The following is a 16,467-nucleotide window of genomic DNA, read 5'->3' on the forward strand; positions in this document are numbered from 1 at the left end:
TTTAAAGTGCATTAATAAATTTCTCAACCATACTCTCATCAGTTGCCCAAGAGGTAACTAATCTCACCATTGAACTTTGTTCATCAATCTCACTCATAACAAAAAAAGTAAACCTTTCTTGTAAAGACTCTATTACAGAATTTGGTAATATTGCAAAGATTTGATTACTTTGTGTAGGTTGTACAAGCGTATAGCCTGCTTTAGCTATTCCTTGAGAAAGCTTCTCTGCCATTTTATTAGCATGACTAGCTAGATCAAAGAAAAGATTGTTAGAAAACAACTCTCTAAATTGAAGTCCTAGCACACGCCCTTTTGCTAATAATGCCCCTCGTTGTTTAATATTAAAAGCAAATTCATTAGCAAGCTCTTTATTAGGTATGACTATAGCTTCTCCAAATAATATCCCAGTTTTAGTCCCACCAACCCAAAATATATCTGTAAATTCTGCAATGTCTGCCAAACTTAGGTTATTAGCATTTGCCGTCAAAGCTGCTCCCAATCTTGCTCCATCCATAAATAACAGCAAATCATTTGTCCTACAAATTTTAGATATTGCTTGTAATTCTTCTTTAGTATAAACCGTTCCCATCTCTGTTGTATTAGATATATACACAAGTTTTGGCTTTGCCATATGTGGTGCATGAGAATTATTTTTTATAACATTTTTTATATCATCAGGAGTCAACTTACCAATTTCTGAAACAACAGAGATAATTTTATGCCCTGTAGCTTCAATTGCCCCTGCCTCTCTTAATGCAATATGTCCACTATTAGCAGAGATTACAGCTTCATAAGGCTTTAATATACTTGAGATACATATAATATTCGCAAGTGTGCCACCTGCAACAAAATGTACAGCAACATCATTTCGATTAAAATGTTTACAGATTAAATTTTTAGCTTGTGCGGAATATTCATCATTTCCATAAGCTGTTTGTTGAACTAAGTTAGTATTTATTAATGCTTCAAGAATATCTGGATGACACCCTTCGCTATAATCGTCTGAAAAACTATATTTATTCATTTGTTTGTTATATTTTTAGTTGTTATCTTAGATATTAAATCAAACTTATTAAAATTTAGCTATATACAAAACTAGAGAGTGTTTACATTTTCAAGTTTCTTAAATAGTAAATATCCTATGATATAATTAAACCTCGAGCTTAATAAGATTGCCTTTGTAAAATCTTACAAAGTGATAAAACATAAAATACTTGGCATAACTATGACAAAGAAACTTAGTTTTATAAATCAAAATACATTTGTAATATGTTTTAGGCTTCTGCTTTCTGCAATTATAGTTTTGATTGTTACACTAAACTTTAACCTATATAAACCAATGTGGGGTATTATTGCAGCTTTATTTTTACAGTTACGCCCAGAAACAGGATTTGTTATAGAAAAAGCATTATGTCTTGTTGCAGGTACTTTTATAGGGATTGTAGTCGGTTGTTTAATCTTATTTTTATTTATTGGCCAGCCTATTTCTAGTTTTATTTGTTTAGTTGTTTTTTTATGTATATGTTCTCTTATTTCTGCAGGCATTAATCACTCTAATTTTGTTTATGGAATTGCCTTAGGAAATATCACAGCAATAATAGTAGTCCTATATTCTATTAGTAATCCACAAGATATAACTATAGTAAATGCTTTAAATTTTGCATCTGCTAGATTAATTGAGATATGTATAGGAGCTACTGCAGCTTGTATATCAAGCTTTTTAATAATGCCTCACTCAGTTAAAAAAATCTATCAAAATCATAGTAAACAGTTACTTAATTTTACAATAAAACATTTAATATCTCTAACCAATACACGACCAAACAACTTTTGTGTTAATTTAGCAACAAGAGATATATTAGAATCAACAATTTCTATTCATAACGATAGTAGTGCTAGTACTTATGAAAAATTAGCTACTAAAAATAATCATGTTTTATTCTCGAATAAAGCTCTATCTTTTTTAAGACTTATAAAAGACTACTATAGATACATAGAATCAAATAATAGCTCAGAGTTTCAAAGCTATGCAAAAACGTTAAATGCTCAACTAAATAAAATATCTCAAGGTGATACAAAAAGTGTTATTAAAACATTAAGAAAATTCTCTAAACCCACAAATACTCCTATAGTTATCAAAAATATTTATTTAGCCTTGGTAGAGTTACTTTTAACATATAATTCACTAAATAATTTTAAGAAATCACTTTATGAGCTTAAACTTAATAGGATAAAAAACTATTATAATCCTATTATTATTGCAACTGCTACAGTCAGAAATGTAGTCATTTTTTTAGTATGTGCAATAATCTGGTCAATTTCAGGAGGAAGTTTAGGTATGCTTTTAGCTACAGCAATTATGACACTTCTATCACAATTGTTTGTGGGAATACCAAATGCTTTCTCGCTTGTTAAAAAAGTACTTATAGGACTATTGATTAGTGTTCCTATAGCTCTTATAGTTAAATTTTGTTTTATATATCAGTTTACTGAAAGCTTTAAACATCTATTGTTTTTCTTTTGCTTGGGATTATCTGCTGGAGTAGTATTATTATCTATATCTAAGCTCCAAATGTATGGTTTAGGATACTGTTTAGGCTTTATTTTTGTAGTTCAACCATCAAATCAAATGAGCTTTAATGTAACTCCTTCACTATCGATTTGTTTAGGTCTTATTTTTGGAGGAGGAGTTTTTTATGTCGTGTATAAGCTTTTACCAAATGCCCCTAACATAATTACTCAAAAATTAGCACTACTATCATTATATGGTGATTATAAAAAAATTGGTAAAACTATAACTACAAGAGAACAGTTTTCTATTAAAGTTGCTAAAAAGGCTTTATGTGTGTATAAATATCAGCTTCATGATAATTTTGAATCAAGCTATATAGTTAAAAGATTGCATAGGCTTCTTGAACGATCTAATAAAAAACTTGGTGATCTATAAAATAATAATTTTATTAAATTTAATATAGAAATTGTAGACAGAGAATATGAACCTTAAAAAGATTATTTACCTAGAAACTTGACAACTCTACTATGTAAATTATCCATTTCTTTAGGAATAAGTTTTGAAAAGTTTATGAATCCATGCACTAAACTATCAAAATGATAGTGTTGTACTTCAACATCATGTCTTAAAAGTCTTTCAGCAAAAAGTAAACCCTCATCTTTTAGTGGGTCATATCCAGCTGTCATAACTAATGTTCTAGGCATGTTATTAAGGTTTTTTATATAAAATGGTGATATTTCTGGTGATTTGGCATCTATATCATCTGGTACATAAAGTTCTGAATACCAAGTTGTTTTTGCTTTAGTTAATATATATCCACTCTCAAAATCTTGTAGGGATTTAGTCAGCATATGTGATAAATCTACAGATGGGTAAAGTATAATGTTATTAGCAATATTTATTTTTTCATCTTTTATAAGATTATAACTAGCAAGTAGTGTTAAGTTAGCTCCTGCACTATCACCCATTAAGGTATAATTCTTTCTGGAAATATTATGTTTTTTATAATGTTTATAAAAATATTCAGCAGCAAATTCTACATCATTAAGTCCTGCTGGAAATTGGTGTTCTGGAGCTAGTCTATAGTCAACTGCAAAAACAACTCGGTTAGTTGTAATCGCAATTTTACGACAAAAAGCATCAAATGAATCTAGAGTCCCAGATACGAATCCCCCGCCATGTGAGAAAATTATAGCTTCAGGATTAGAGTCTGTGGTTGGTCTATATATTCTAACTGGTATCTCGTGAGCATCAGGATGCTTAATTGTTATATTCTCTATTCCAGATAGATCTAATTTTTCATAGCTATACAAGTCAAGTGTAGCAGCAGCTTTTCTAGTTGCTTCAATATCTTTTCTGTTATTGCCTTGATCGTACTTACTTATAAATGTCAGCAAATCTTTTAGTTTTGGAGGTATAGCTTTAATGCCTCCATATAAATCTGGTACTTTTTTAAGTATTTCAGTATCTCTAGCATCTTTAGTCTTTGAGTTATCTTTAGCAATAACCTGCAACCATGCTCGTTTATTTGGTGGTAAATTTTCTAAAGGAGTAGATAAATATCTAGCGATACCTAGTTCATGACAATCATTTTCCGCATAAAAAGATAAGTTATTTACTAACCATGTTAGTAATGTTTCAGCTTTAGTATTATTTGTTTGACGGATTTCTAAAATATTATATTCGTTTTTAACATCATAAGACCATGGTACGAAATCTACTATAAAGTTACAGCTTATATAGTTAAGCCCAGCTTCTCTTGCTAAAGCAAATTCAGGAAAAGCTGTCATACCAATTATGCCACCTCCCATTGTTTGATAGCATTTGGCATCAATTATAGTAGGAAACTGTGGACCTTCAATACATACATAACACTGCTTAAAATGAATTGGGAAATCAAAATCATTTTTTTTATGTCTTAGTTCTTCAGCAATGCTTTCTGTAACTGGCTTTGATAATGATACATAGTTTAATAAGCCTTGTTCACAAAAAGTAAATTCTCTTAAAGATCTAGTTCTATCAATAAACTGGTATGGAATAACCATATCACCAGGCTTTAAATCTTCCCGCAAACTTCTTACTGAAGATAGAGCTATTATGCTTGTAGCACCATATTTTTTAAGGGCGTAAATGTTAGCTTTATAGTTTATCTGATGAGGTAGAATGTTTTGTTCAAGACCTGTCCGGTTTAAAAATAATGCTTCTCGACCATCTACTTTAACCTTAAATAAACCATTTGAACATAGTCCAAAAGGAGTCTCTCTTGATAGCTCTTCTATAATCTCAAAACTATCAAATGATTCAAAACCACTACTTCCAATTATCGCCCACATACTAAGCCTTATTTCTTAAAGATTATTTAAATTCTGCTTCTAAGATCACTTCTTCATTACAACTTAATTCTAATATGAATGTATCATCAGGATTTATAATGCCAACACCTTTAGGAGTACCTGTCATTAATAAATCATTTTGGCATAGTGAGATATTACTTTTCTTAAGAAAATCTATAACCTGTTGTGGTTTATACATCATCAAATCATAGCTACCATGTTGAATAAGTTTACCATTTTTGTATGCTTTGAAACTTAAATAAGGAACTTTTGATTCGTCAATAGTTATAAAGTCACTAATAACAGCACTATTATCAAAACTTTTTGCTAGCTCCCATGGAAGTTTTTTAGCTTTAAGTTCTGATTGTAGATCTCTATCTGTTATGTCAAGACCAACACCAACAGCACAAATTTTACTGCTTCGATCAAATGCGAAAATTATTTCACATTCATAATGTAATTCTCGTCCTTTTATTAATTTTAAAGATTTAGAAATTGCTGTATTTGGCTTGATGAATATCACTGGATTTGAAGGTATTTCATTGTTTAATTCATTAATATGTTCAACATAATTTCTACCCACGCACACTACTTTAGAGTTTGTAGTATTTATCATAATTTGAAATCTTCTCCTAAGTAAACTTTTCTAACTGTTTCATCTTCTAAAACTTCTTCAGGAGTACCGGAAGCTAGCATATTACCAGCATTTACAATATATGCTCTTTCACAAATATCTAAAGTCTCTCGAACGTTATGATCTGTAATAAGTACACCGATTCCACGATCTTTAAGGTGTCTTACTACTTCTTTTATCTCAATTACTGAGACTGGATCGACACCTGCAAAAGGTTCATCAAGAAGTATAAATTTAGGGTCCATTGCTAATGCCCTAGCTATCTCCACCCTTCTTCTTTCGCCACCTGATAAGCTCATTCCTAAACTTTTGCGAATGTGCTGAATACTAAACTCATCTAATAATTCATTAAGCTTTTCATCTATTTGAAGTTTTGTAAGTTCTTTACGGGTTTCAAGTATGGCTACAATATTATCTTCGACTGTTAGTTTACGAAATACTGATGCTTCTTGAGGTAAATAACCAAGTCCTTTTCGTGCTCGAAGATGTATGGGCATTTTTGTTACATCCATATCTCCCATTCGCACTTTACCTCTTGTTGCAGCGACTAGTCCAACTATCATATAAAAAGAAGTAGTCTTACCAGCACCATTTGGGCCTAAAAGTCCAACAATTTCACCTGTAGACACCTTCATTGAAACATTATTTACAACCCATCTAGATCCGTATTTTTTACCTAGTCTTCTAGCTTCTAATGTATATTTTTCCATTCTAAACCTTGTTTTATATAAATATCGCGATAATTTATTTAGTAATTGTAGGAAGTCCTGTGTCAATTTTAGTCTGTTTTTCTACTCCATCTAAAATTATATTAGATCTTCTTTGTTTACTACCTGGAATATTGATCAAATCATGTTCAATATCATAAATTATTTTGTCACCCTTATATTGATTTTGATTTTGATTTACTACTGCCTGTTTATGCAGAAACAAATCTTTATTAATTATATCGTATGTTACTTGTTTAGCATTTCCCTTTAGAGGACCTTTAGTTACTTTCTTACTTTCACTGAAGTCTGAATTAGCATCTATTGGATAAGTATAGAACTCAGAATTTTCAATACCCTCAGAATCCATCACCAAAGTTTTTATCTTTTTTTCTTGAGTTAATTGAATAGTTAGTTTTTGCCCAGAAATAAAATTACACTCTTTTTGTTTGGCGCATATCTTTTTAGCTTTAGTCATCCATTTCTCTTGTAATTGTTTAAAGCTATAACTTTTATCCCTCGTAAAATATTCTGAACTTTTTTTTAATTTTTTTGGCTTATGACAAAGTATATGTTGATTATGTACCTGCATTACAAAAACATTTCCGGTGTATATTAATGTACCTTGATTACCATCATAAAATGCTCTATCAGAACAAATAGTTAAGGGACCATAAGCTTTTAAACCATTATTATCATCATTGTTTTCTTTTTCATTCGTAGCCACATTTTCTTTTTTTAAAGCTGATTGGTCTACTCCTGTAAAGCTTTTAGAGTCTTGTATGTTTGGAGGCGCTAATTGTTCTGCACAAGAGATATTAATAGCACTAACAATTGATAAAACTGATAATGTAATCACTTTAGCCAAATGCATAATAGCTCCTTACATTATTATTTAAATTTATTTTTTTTGTTTCTGAGTTACCAAATACCCCATTTCCTGTTGTATTATTACCATTGGCAGGATCAAACATTTTAACAAACTTTGAAGTATAAAAATCTTTTGTTTCTGTATTGTAATACATTTCTGAAGATATAATATGTATCTTTTTAGGAGCCTGCTCATCTGATGTCTTTCCTTTTGAGGAGTCTGATGAATCACTCTTAGTATAAACTATTGAATTTACGCCATCATATAAATGAATAAGGTCTCCAGTTGTGATTTTCTGAGTTGTTGCATGATGAGATTTAAATTGCCATGTGATCTTTTGAGTAACAGCATCATAGTTTTTCTCAATTATGTTTGTCATTTTAAGATTTTGGTTTACATACTGTTCTAATTTTTGAGCAATAAAATACGTTGATAGCTTTCCATTTTCATCATAACCATTATAGTGAAAATTATATGCTGTAAGTTCTACACTATCACCAGGATCTTTATCATTTGGATCACGCCCACCATCAAGAGCCCTGTCTCCTATATATAGTACTCCAACAGTAACAATAAGTATTGATGCTACATTAGATATGAAAGAATATTTAGTGAAAAATTTCATATTACTATTTTATTCCACCCTCTTCTAGGAAGCTCTGTAATACTTGTTCATATGCTCCAATATGTTTGATTAGATATTCACAAAATTCTCTAACAGCACCTTCGCCACCATTATTTTGACATCTTACATCAGCATAATCCTTAACAATATCCATAGAATTCGCTGGAGCAGCAGATATCCCAACTTTATTCATAAGAGTTATATCAGGCAAATCATCACCCATATAAGCAATTTGTGAATCGTTGAGACTATAACGAGTTTTTAGAGTCTCATAGGCTTTGACTTTATTTTTTTGTCCTTGAAAAATATCATTAGAATCAACACCTAGAGCAGATATTCTATCTGCAACAATTCTAGACTCTTTACCCGTTATTATCGCAATTTTAATACCTAGCTTTTGCAATAAAACCATACCTAAGCCATCTTTAACATCAAAGTTTTTATATTCATTGCCATCATTAGAAATGATAATTTTACTATCTGTTAAAACGCCATCGACATCTAAAATTAATAGTTTAATTTCTTTGGAATTGTTTTTTTTCATAATCTATCCTAAAAAGAATGTTTACATTCAATAAGGATATTATCACAAATAAGAAAAAGACTGAATTAGTTAAGAGAAAAGAGTTTAGATTATTTATGGTTTTTCACTGATTTGATAATTTCTTTTCGAGCAAATTCAGCATTATCCCATCCATCAACTTTAACCCACTTACCAGAGTCAAGATCTTTATAGTGGGTGAAGAAATGCTCTATTCTAGCTTTAAGTGTGTCAGGAAGATCATCAATATCATTAATATGATCGTATTCTTTTGAAAGTTTTGGGCTAGGTACCGCTATTATTTTAGCATCAATGCCACCATCATCTTCCATTTTAAATACGCCAACAGCTCTACAGTTAATAACACAGCCAACAGCAAGTGGATATGGAGCTAAAACTAATACATCAATTGGATCACCATCATCATACAAAGTATTTGGAATAAAACCATAGTTTGCAGGGTATCTCATAGTTGAAGACATGAATCTATCAACTACTACCATATTGCTGTCCTTATCAAACTCATACTTAATAGGGTCGCCATCTTGTGGTATTTCTATAACCACATTAAAATCATTAGGAATATCTTTTCCGCAAGGTATGTTTTTTAACATATAGCTTATTTCTCTCCTGTATTTTTTTTATTAGTTTACTTGGCTACTTTATAAATCTCAGTCTATCATAAAAACCTTTGTATTTATAATGCATAAATATTAAAATACACATAGAAAATATAATAAATCAATATAGATATTCCAAAATCTTTTAAAAGGAGCCTTATGAATAAACTAAAGAAAATAGCAATTTTAGGAGCTACTCTAAGTTCAGCGGTAGCTATAGCTGCTCCAAACATTGCAGCTAACTCTGACCCATACTTCAACGGTGCTAGTGATGTCGCTCAAAAAGACATAATACTAAAACCAGTACAATTAGATTTAGATGCTGCTGCTTGGGTTGCTATGAATTATCGTACAGGTGATATTGTTAGCCAAAAAAATATGGATGTTAGAAGAGAGCCTGCGAGCCTCACAAAAATCATGACTTCATATATTGTTGCTAGTGAAATTAAGGCTGGTAATCTTAAGTGGGATACGATGGTTCCAATTAGTCATTCTGCCTCTGCTACAGGTGGCTCTAAAATGTATGTTGAAGCAGGTAAAAAAGTATCTGTTAGAGATCTTGTAAAAGGTATGGATATTGTATCTGGAAATGATGCAACTATTGCTCTAGCTGAATTTATTGCTGGTTCTTCAAATGCTTTTACAAATCTTATGAATCAAACTGCTAAAGCTATTGGTATGAATAACACTCATTTTGCTAACCCGGATGGGTTGCCTGGTGGAAATCAATATACAACAGCTCATGATATGGCAATGTTGGCTAGATCTTTTATTTATAATTTCCCTGAAGCATATGACATATACGGTGAAAAAGGTTTGGTATGGAATGCTACTAAACAACAATCTGTTTCAATTACTGATCGTAAAATGTGTATGCCTAAATTTGATAGATCAAACGGTATGGTAACTCAAAGTTATTCATCATCAAAACTTAATGATGAAGATAAAGATAAATGTACAAAACTATTCCCTAAAAGAGACAACTTTGTACTACAAAATAACAGAAATAAACTTCTATTCACATTTGATGGAGCTGACGGTATGAAAACAGGTCATACTAATGCTGCAGGGTACTGTTTAGTTTCATCTGCCACTCAAAATAAAGAAAGATTTATATCTGTAGTTCTAGGAACTAAAAGTTCTTCTAAGCGTGAGTCAGAGTCTGCTAAACTACTTAGATATGCGTTATCTAAATTTGAAAATGTAGTTTTATATAAAGCAAATACACCTGTTACAGTGAGTGCAGACAATATCGCAAATGCTCAAGCTGGTCAAAAAATAACTGTATCTGCTGCTCAAAATATCTACAAGTCTGTACCTAGAAACTATTTACCTTACTTGAAGCAAGGGGTAGCATTTAATCCAAACTTAAAAGCACCAATAGCTAAAGGTCAAACTGTAGGTAATATAGTAATTACAGTTAATGGTAAAGAAAAATTAGCCGAAGTTCCTGTTGTTGCAAATAATAATGTTGAGCAAAAAGGTTGGTGGTAATTCACCCAATATAAAAGGATATAATATGACTGAAAAAAATATTACAGACCAAAAAGAAACATTCTTTGAGTTTCCTTGTCAATTCCCTATTAAGATAATGGCAAATCCTCAAAAAGAAACTACTGAAGCAATACTTAGCGTGTTTGAAAAATATGTACCTGAACATAATAAGATTGACTTTAAAACTAAAGAAAGTAAAACGGGTAAGTACATTTCTATAACAGCAATATTTCAAGCCGATAGCAAAGAACAGCTTGATAATATTTATAGAGAAATATCATCTAACCCCGAAGTTCATATGGTACTTTAAGTTATCTTCATATTTTTCTAACTGACCTCTAATTTATATGGCACAAATTCACTATGAATATTAAAAAGCTTGGGCTTCAAGATTATACAATTACTTTTAATCAGATGATAGACTTTACAGCTAGGCGTAATGAAGCTACCGCTGATGAAGTTTGGTTTGTTGAGCACCCTGCTGTTTTCACTCAAGGAAAGCATGGTAAACCTGAACATATTTTAAACTTAAATGGCATTCCTATCGTTGATACAGATCGTGGTGGACAAGTAACCTATCATGGTCCTGGGCAAGCTATAATATATTTTTTACTTGATGTAAAAAGAAGCAAGCTAGGTGCTAAAAGGCTAGTATCTGCGGTAGAACAAGCCTGTATAAATATGCTTAATAACTACTATAATCTACAAGCTCATACTGTAGAAAATGCCCATGGAATATACATAAATAACGCAAAAATTGCATCTTTGGGACTTAGAATCAAACAAGGTAAAACATATCATGGTATTGCCATAAACACAAATATGGATTTAAAACCATTTGATTACATTAATCCTTGTGGCTATAGTGGCTTACAGATGTGTCAAATTTCAGATTTTGATCGTTCAGTTACTATTGAAAATGTCCAAGAACAATTCTTTGCAGAGTTTCAAAAGTTAATAGATTCAATATGATTAAAGTTTTCTAGTTTCCATTCCCAGTTTGGTGATCCTACTTCTCCCGGTGTATTAAGTCGAGCAGTAGCATCAAGTTGCAGTAAGTCTTGTACTGGTACTATTACAATATCAGCATTACATGAATACATGTATTTTAATATTTTTGAGATGATATTTTTATCATTAGCTTTAAAATATCTCTTGATAAGTTTCCGTTGCCACTTACTTAAATCATCATACCAGCCTTTCAGCGTGTTATTATCATGAGTTCCTGAATAAGCTACTATATTAGTATCATCAATAAACTGCCCTGTCTTAAAGTCAAAATGGAACTGAAAAACTTTCATGCCTTTTAAATTATAATGATCGCGAAGCACAAAAACTTCTTGACGCAAATCACCTAAATCTTCGGCTATAATGTTGGCAAGTGGTAATTCCTCATAAACAGTATCAAAAAACGTATATCCTGGAGCTTCAAGCCATTTACCATTAATTGCTGTTGTCTCTTGTGCAGGTATTTGCCAATAAGTATCAAAAGCCCTAAAGTGATCAATTCTGACTATGTCAAAAAGTTTAAAGTTACCTTTTAATCGCTCTATCCAAAAAGCAAAATCAGATTGTTCAAGCTTCTGCCAATCATATAAAGGGTTACCCCATAATTGTCCTGTTTCTGAGAAAAAGTCTGGAGGCACACCTGCTACAAATGTAGGCTTAAGACTTTCATCTAGCTGAAAATACTGATGATGCTCCCAAATATCTGCAGAATCAAGCCCTAAATATATTGGTAAATCCCCCATAATTTCGATACTATGAGAGTTTGCATATTTTTTAAGCTCAAACCATTGTTTATAGAAAATAAACTGTAGAAATAGCTGATAATTTATTTGCTGTTGATATTGAGCTAGATCAATGTTTTTGTCTTTACACCAATATTTATAGTCATCAGGCCATCTATGCCAAATCTCACCATTATTCGCCTGCTTAAAGGCTTGAAATATAGCGTAATTTTTAACCCATTGATTATCTGCTAAAAAATCATTGTATTCATTTTCAAATTGGCTTTTTGAAGTTTCAAAATTATCAAATGCTTTAGCTAAAAATTTATCTTTATGTATTCTTACTGCATCATAATCGACACTACAATTATTTACATTAAAATTTTCCAGAGAATCTTTACTTAAAAGACTATATTCTACAAGCTTATTGAGGCAAATATAAATTTCATCACCAGCAAATGATGAACTTGATTGATATGGAGAATTACCATAACCTAAAGGGGTTAATGGTAAAACCTGCCATATTTGAGTTTTATTTTTTGCTAATATATCAACAAATTTATAAGCATTTGAACCTAAGTCACCAATGCCATATTGGCTTGGTAAACTTGATACGGCTAATAATATACCTTTTGTTTTCACAGACTAAATTTTCCAGATATCCTCATTATACTGACCGATAGTTCTATCTGAACTAAAGAAACCTGCTTTAGCTATATTCACCAAGCTCATTCTTAGCCAATGATCGCGATCTTCATAGTCATTAAGCATCTGATCTTTTACTTTAATGTACTCAACTAAATCAATTAAAGTCATAAACCAATCTTTATTTATTAGCTCATTAAAAAGCTCATTTAATTTATGTTTATTTCCGATTGCTAACATTGTTGGAGAAACTATAAAATCAACAATGTTTTTAATGATAGGATTATTATAGTAATCAACAGCTTTATAACCACTAGTTTTATATAGACCAATTATTGTTTCACTATCTTTACCAAATGTGTAGATATTAGCGTCACCTACAAGCTCAGCAATCTCGACATTCGCCCCATCCATAGTACCTAGTGTAATAGCTCCATTAAGCATAAATTTCATATTACCAGTACCACTAGCTTCTTTCGATGCTAATGATATTTGCTCAGAAATGTCTGCGGCTGGAATTAGTTTTTCAGCTACACTTACATTATAATTTTCTACGAATAGCACTTTGATATGTTTGTTTACGTCTTCATCATTATTGATTAGCTCTTGTAAGCATAAAATCAAATGGATTATATCTTTTGCAATAGTGTAAGCAGGAGCAGCCTTCCCACCAAAAATAAAATTTATAGGTCTTTTAGGTTTAGGATATAAGCCGAACTTTATCTCTAAATATTTATGAATGATATAAAGGGCATTCATTTGTTGGCGTTTATACTCATGCATTCTTTTAATTTGCACATCAAAAATACCGTTTGCATGCAGATTAACACCAGACGAATAACTCGCAAATTCTACAAACTGCTCTTTTTTAGTTTTCTTAATACTATCTAATCTCTCAAGAACAGACTTATCATTATGGTAAGCGAGTAATTTTTCTAACTTCTTAGAATCATTAATGAAATCACCACCCATTAATTTATGCAGATAATTAGTTAACTCTGGATTTGCTTGCTGTAGCCATCTTCTAAATGTAATACCATTCGTTTTGTTATTAAACTTCTCTGGATAAATATCATTAAAATGCTTCAACTCAGTGTTTTTTAAAATTTCTGTATGTAATGCTGCTACACCATTAACACTATAACTATAATGAATACTCATGTGAGCCATGTGCACAACATTATTTGTATCTATTATAGCTAGCTCTTCTTGAGGGTATTTTTCTTTAGATTTTTTATCTAAATATTTAATTATATCAATAAGTTCTGTAGTCAAAACTTTTTCAAGATACTTTAATGGCCATTTTTCTAATGCTTCAGCTAAAATTGTATGGTTAGTATATGCTACAGTTTTTTTAACTAATTCTAGAGCATTATCTATACTTATACCTTCTTTAACTAACTGTCTTACAAGTTCTGGAATGACTAAAGTTGGGTGAGTATCATTTATCTGTATAACAACATGTTCATTTATCTTCTCAAGTGCTTGCCCTTTTTCACGCATCTCTGTAAATATTAGGTTTACTGCATTGCTAACCATAAAATACTGCTGAAAAATTCTAAGTAAATGTCCATTTTCATCACTATCATCAGGGTATAAGAATAGTGTTAAATTTTTAGCAATATCCGTTTTATCAAAGTTAATGCCCTTATTAATAATACTTTCATCAACACTATCAACATCAAATAAACATAGGTTATTTATAAAGCTGTTTTGAGAGCCAATAACATCAATATCATACATATTTGATATAAGGTTAAAATCTTTAAAAGCGATCTCAAAACTTCTTTTTTTATCATTCAACCAGCCTTCATTTTCAATCCATGGGTTTGGTTTTTCATCTTGAGAATGATCTTTAAAATGCTGTTTAAACAACCCGTAATGATAGTTCAAACTAACACCTGAAGCAGGAATTTCCAAAGATGCAATTGAATCTAAAAAACATGCAGCTAAACGACCTAAACCACCATTACCTAAAGAAGGTTCTGGCTCAAACTCTTCTATTTGAACAATGTCTTTATTATCAGCTTTAAGAATATCGCAAATATCATTATATACACCTAAATTGATTAAGTTACTTATTAACATCTTACCAATTAAGAATTCACTAGATATATAATATAGTTTTTTATTAGCATTATTCGTAGTAATTTTATTAGCTTTACTTTTTGCATAAGTCATTAATGCATAGTATAAATCTTCACTATTTGCATTTTTAATATCACAACCTAAAATTTCTTCTAAGGATTGTTTGATTTGTATTTTGTTATCCATTTTAAACCTTATATAAAAAGTTATTTATTAGTTAATAATTGAGTATAAATATCTAATACTTGCTTAGCTGCAATATCCCAACCAAATTTTTGTCTCATAGCATTTCTTGTGACTTTCTTCCAATCTGCTTTACGATTGTATAAAGCAAAAGCTCGCCTTATAGCTCTGTTATAATCTGCTCTTGTAAATTCGTCGAATACAAAGCCAGTAGCTGAATCATCTGCTATATTTTCTAGTGAAGAATCTGTAACAGTATCAGCAAGACCTCCAACTTTATGTACTAATGGTAAAGTACCATAGATTAATCCATAAAGCTGTGTCAAACCACATGGTTCAAACCTTGAAGGTACTAAAATCAGATCAGATCCCGCTATAATTCTATGAGCTTGCTCCTCATCATAACCTATTTGTATACCTATAGATTTGGGGTACTTTTTAGCTAGTGCTTTAAATTCTTTTTCTAACTCAGCCTCACCACTCCCTAAAAGAGCTACTTGACCATTATTTTTAATGATTTCATTTATTTCATCTAAAACCAGCTTTAAACCTTTTTGTTCAGTAAGTCTTGTTACTATACCAAATATAGGATGCTTATTTTGTTGAGTTAAACCATACATTTTTTGTAAAGCTATTTTACACTCTAATTTTTTAGAAACTGTAGTTAACCCATAATTACACGCAATGAGTTTATCTGTCTTAGGATCCCAAACTTTTGGATCAACTCCATTTAAAATACCTAATAAATCATCTTTTCTGCCAGCAAGCAATCCCTCTAAACCACAACCTTGTTCTTCTGTTTGAATCTCTTTTGCATAGGTTGGGCTTACAGTTGTTATTTTATCTGCAAAAAATAATCCTGCTTTAAGAAATGAGACGTTTCCATAAAACTCAAGACCTTCGACCTTCATAAACTGCCAAGGTAAATCTAGTTCATTAAAGACACTAAAAGAAAATATGCCCTGATAAGCTAAATTATGAACTGTAAAAACAGATTTGGTGTTTGTACCATGATATATCTGCGAAGCTTTAAGGTATGCTGGAACTAGCCCTGCATGCCAATCATGAGCATGTACTATTTGTGGTTTCCAACTATTATCAAGACCTTCAGCAATCTTAGCAGCTACCCAGCCAAGTAAAGCAAATCTTAGATAGTTATCTGGATAAGCTTGGTTATTTTCATCTGCATAAGGGTTGCCATCTCTACTATATAGGTTAGGGGCATCAATAATATAAATTTGTACACCAGTGTCAGCCATTTTTGCAAGATAAATGTCAATTTTACCCGCCCCGAATTTCGCGGGTAATTCAGCAATAAGTTGTTTTTTTTCTAGCTTTTGCATAAAGTTTGGAAAGCCTGGAACTAAGACTCTATTTTGTGTTCCAAGTTTAGTCAAAGCTGGTGGTAAAGCTGCCGTAACATCTGCTAAGCCTCCAGTTTTAAGCAGAGGAAAAACCTCGCTACATACATGTAATATTTGCAT

15 protein-coding genes are annotated in these 16,467 nt (G+C 31.3%); 4 read left to right on the forward strand and 11 right to left on the reverse strand.

Going from position 1 to position 16,467, the window contains the following annotated elements:
* Position 1: 1 nt before the first annotated feature.
* Entirely contained in the window at positions 2–1,024 is a 1,023-nt protein-coding gene (locus tag FLM55_RS01005) for a low specificity L-threonine aldolase (protein ID WP_178947606.1), read from the reverse strand.
* Positions 1,025–1,225: 201 nt separating this feature from the next.
* On the opposite strand from FLM55_RS01005, the gene FLM55_RS01010 reads away from it, so the two are divergent.
* Entirely contained in the window at positions 1,226–2,947 is a 1,722-nt protein-coding gene (locus FLM55_RS01010; RefSeq protein ID WP_178947607.1) for an FUSC family protein, read from the forward strand.
* A 62-nt stretch (positions 2,948–3,009) separates the two neighbouring features.
* Here the strand turns inward: FLM55_RS01010 and FLM55_RS01015 are convergent, their stop codons facing one another.
* The 7 genes from FLM55_RS01015 to ppa form a co-directional block, all read right to left on the reverse strand.
* Positions 3,010–4,845 carry an alpha/beta hydrolase fold domain-containing protein gene (locus FLM55_RS01015; protein ID WP_178947608.1) on the reverse strand — a complete coding sequence of 612 codons (1,836 nt, stop codon included), beginning with the start codon at positions 4,843–4,845 and terminating at the stop codon, positions 3,010–3,012.
* Between the two features lie 22 nt (positions 4,846–4,867).
* Complete coding sequence (locus FLM55_RS01020; protein WP_178949028.1) at positions 4,868–5,464, reverse strand: fumarylacetoacetate hydrolase family protein; 597 nt, start codon at positions 5,462–5,464, stop codon at positions 4,868–4,870.
* Positions 5,458–6,189: an LPS export ABC transporter ATP-binding protein gene (lptB, locus tag FLM55_RS01025; RefSeq protein WP_178947609.1), complete on the reverse strand. Its 732-nt coding sequence runs from the start codon at positions 6,187–6,189 to the stop codon at positions 5,458–5,460. Before lptB ends, FLM55_RS01020 begins: the two co-directional genes overlap by 7 nt.
* A 34-nt stretch (positions 6,190–6,223) precedes the next feature.
* The gene (locus tag FLM55_RS01030) at positions 6,224–7,060 is read right to left on the reverse strand and encodes an LptA/OstA family protein (protein WP_178947610.1); all 837 of its coding nucleotides are present in this window, start codon (positions 7,058–7,060) and stop codon (positions 6,224–6,226) included.
* Positions 7,047–7,682, reverse strand: coding sequence for an LPS export ABC transporter periplasmic protein LptC (lptC, locus tag FLM55_RS01035; RefSeq protein ID WP_178947611.1), 636 nt, complete (start codon positions 7,680–7,682; stop codon positions 7,047–7,049). Before lptC ends, FLM55_RS01030 begins: the two co-directional genes overlap by 14 nt.
* A 4-nt stretch (positions 7,683–7,686) precedes the next feature.
* Positions 7,687–8,226 (reverse strand): HAD family hydrolase, encoded by a 540-nt coding sequence (locus tag FLM55_RS01040; RefSeq protein WP_178947612.1) that lies wholly within the window; start codon positions 8,224–8,226, stop codon positions 7,687–7,689.
* Positions 8,227–8,315: 89 nt separating this feature from the next.
* Positions 8,316–8,837, reverse strand: a complete 522-nt coding sequence (gene ppa / locus FLM55_RS01045; RefSeq protein WP_178947613.1) for an inorganic diphosphatase — start codon at positions 8,835–8,837, stop codon at positions 8,316–8,318.
* Positions 8,838–9,002: 165 nt separating this feature from the next.
* Here ppa and FLM55_RS01050 point away from each other — a divergent pair, with 165 nt between their 5' ends.
* From FLM55_RS01050 to lipB, 3 genes are read left to right on the forward strand one after another with little or no spacing between them, the layout of a single operon-like run.
* Positions 9,003–10,337 carry a D-alanyl-D-alanine carboxypeptidase family protein gene (locus FLM55_RS01050; RefSeq protein ID WP_178947614.1) on the forward strand — a complete coding sequence of 445 codons (1,335 nt, stop codon included), beginning with the start codon at positions 9,003–9,005 and terminating at the stop codon, positions 10,335–10,337.
* Positions 10,338–10,362: 25 nt separating this feature from the next.
* Positions 10,363–10,647, forward strand: a complete 285-nt coding sequence (locus FLM55_RS01055; RefSeq protein WP_178947615.1) for a YbeD family protein — start codon at positions 10,363–10,365, stop codon at positions 10,645–10,647.
* A 53-nt stretch (positions 10,648–10,700) separates the two neighbouring features.
* Positions 10,701–11,309: a lipoyl(octanoyl) transferase LipB gene (gene lipB / locus FLM55_RS01060; RefSeq protein WP_178947616.1), complete on the forward strand. Its 609-nt coding sequence runs from the start codon at positions 10,701–10,703 to the stop codon at positions 11,307–11,309.
* On the opposite strand, the gene malQ is transcribed toward lipB, so the two are convergent.
* From malQ to glgA, 3 genes are read right to left on the reverse strand one after another with little or no spacing between them, the layout of a single operon-like run.
* Positions 11,285–12,709, reverse strand: a complete 1,425-nt coding sequence (gene malQ / locus FLM55_RS01065; protein ID WP_178947617.1) for a 4-alpha-glucanotransferase — start codon at positions 12,707–12,709, stop codon at positions 11,285–11,287. The genes lipB and malQ overlap by 25 nt on opposite strands.
* A gap of 3 nt (positions 12,710–12,712) precedes the next feature.
* Positions 12,713–14,986, reverse strand: coding sequence for a glycogen/starch/alpha-glucan family phosphorylase (gene glgP, locus FLM55_RS01070; RefSeq protein ID WP_178947618.1), 2,274 nt, complete (start codon positions 14,984–14,986; stop codon positions 12,713–12,715).
* Between the two features lie 20 nt (positions 14,987–15,006).
* On the reverse strand, positions 15,007–16,467 hold the full coding sequence (gene glgA / locus FLM55_RS01075) for a glycogen synthase GlgA (RefSeq protein ID WP_178947619.1): 1,461 nt from the start codon (positions 16,465–16,467) through the stop codon (positions 15,007–15,009).

The organism is Francisella sp. Scap27, from assembly GCF_013394105.1.
Classification (GTDB): domain Bacteria; phylum Pseudomonadota; class Gammaproteobacteria; order Francisellales; family Francisellaceae; genus Francisella; species Francisella adeliensis.

What these genes read in the sequence shown, in the direction of transcription:
- FLM55_RS01005 (WP_178947606.1), bottom strand. Translation starts at nt 1,024, where the DNA reads ATGAATAAATATAGTTTTTCAGACGATTATAGCGAAGGGTGTCATCCA.
- FLM55_RS01010 (WP_178947607.1), top strand. Translation starts at nt 1,226, where the DNA reads ATGACAAAGAAACTTAGTTTTATAAATCAAAATACATTTGTAATATGT.
- FLM55_RS01015 (WP_178947608.1), bottom strand. Translation starts at nt 4,845, where the DNA reads ATGTGGGCGATAATTGGAAGTAGTGGTTTTGAATCATTTGATAGTTTT.
- lptB (WP_178947609.1), bottom strand. Translation starts at nt 6,189, where the DNA reads ATGGAAAAATATACATTAGAAGCTAGAAGACTAGGTAAAAAATACGGA.
- FLM55_RS01030 (WP_178947610.1), bottom strand. Translation starts at nt 7,060, where the DNA reads ATGCATTTGGCTAAAGTGATTACATTATCAGTTTTATCAATTGTTAGT.
- lptC (WP_178947611.1), bottom strand. Translation starts at nt 7,682, where the DNA reads ATGAAATTTTTCACTAAATATTCTTTCATATCTAATGTAGCATCAATA.
- FLM55_RS01040 (WP_178947612.1), bottom strand. Translation starts at nt 8,226, where the DNA reads ATGAAAAAAAACAATTCCAAAGAAATTAAACTATTAATTTTAGATGTC.
- ppa (WP_178947613.1), bottom strand. Translation starts at nt 8,837, where the DNA reads ATGTTAAAAAACATACCTTGCGGAAAAGATATTCCTAATGATTTTAAT.
- FLM55_RS01050 (WP_178947614.1), top strand. Translation starts at nt 9,003, where the DNA reads ATGAATAAACTAAAGAAAATAGCAATTTTAGGAGCTACTCTAAGTTCA.
- FLM55_RS01055 (WP_178947615.1), top strand. Translation starts at nt 10,363, where the DNA reads ATGACTGAAAAAAATATTACAGACCAAAAAGAAACATTCTTTGAGTTT.
- lipB (WP_178947616.1), top strand. Translation starts at nt 10,701, where the DNA reads ATGAATATTAAAAAGCTTGGGCTTCAAGATTATACAATTACTTTTAAT.
- glgP (WP_178947618.1), bottom strand. Translation starts at nt 14,986, where the DNA reads ATGGATAACAAAATACAAATCAAACAATCCTTAGAAGAAATTTTAGGT.
- glgA (WP_178947619.1), bottom strand. Translation starts at nt 16,467, where the DNA reads ATGCAAATATTACATGTATGTAGCGAGGTTTTTCCTCTGCTTAAAACT.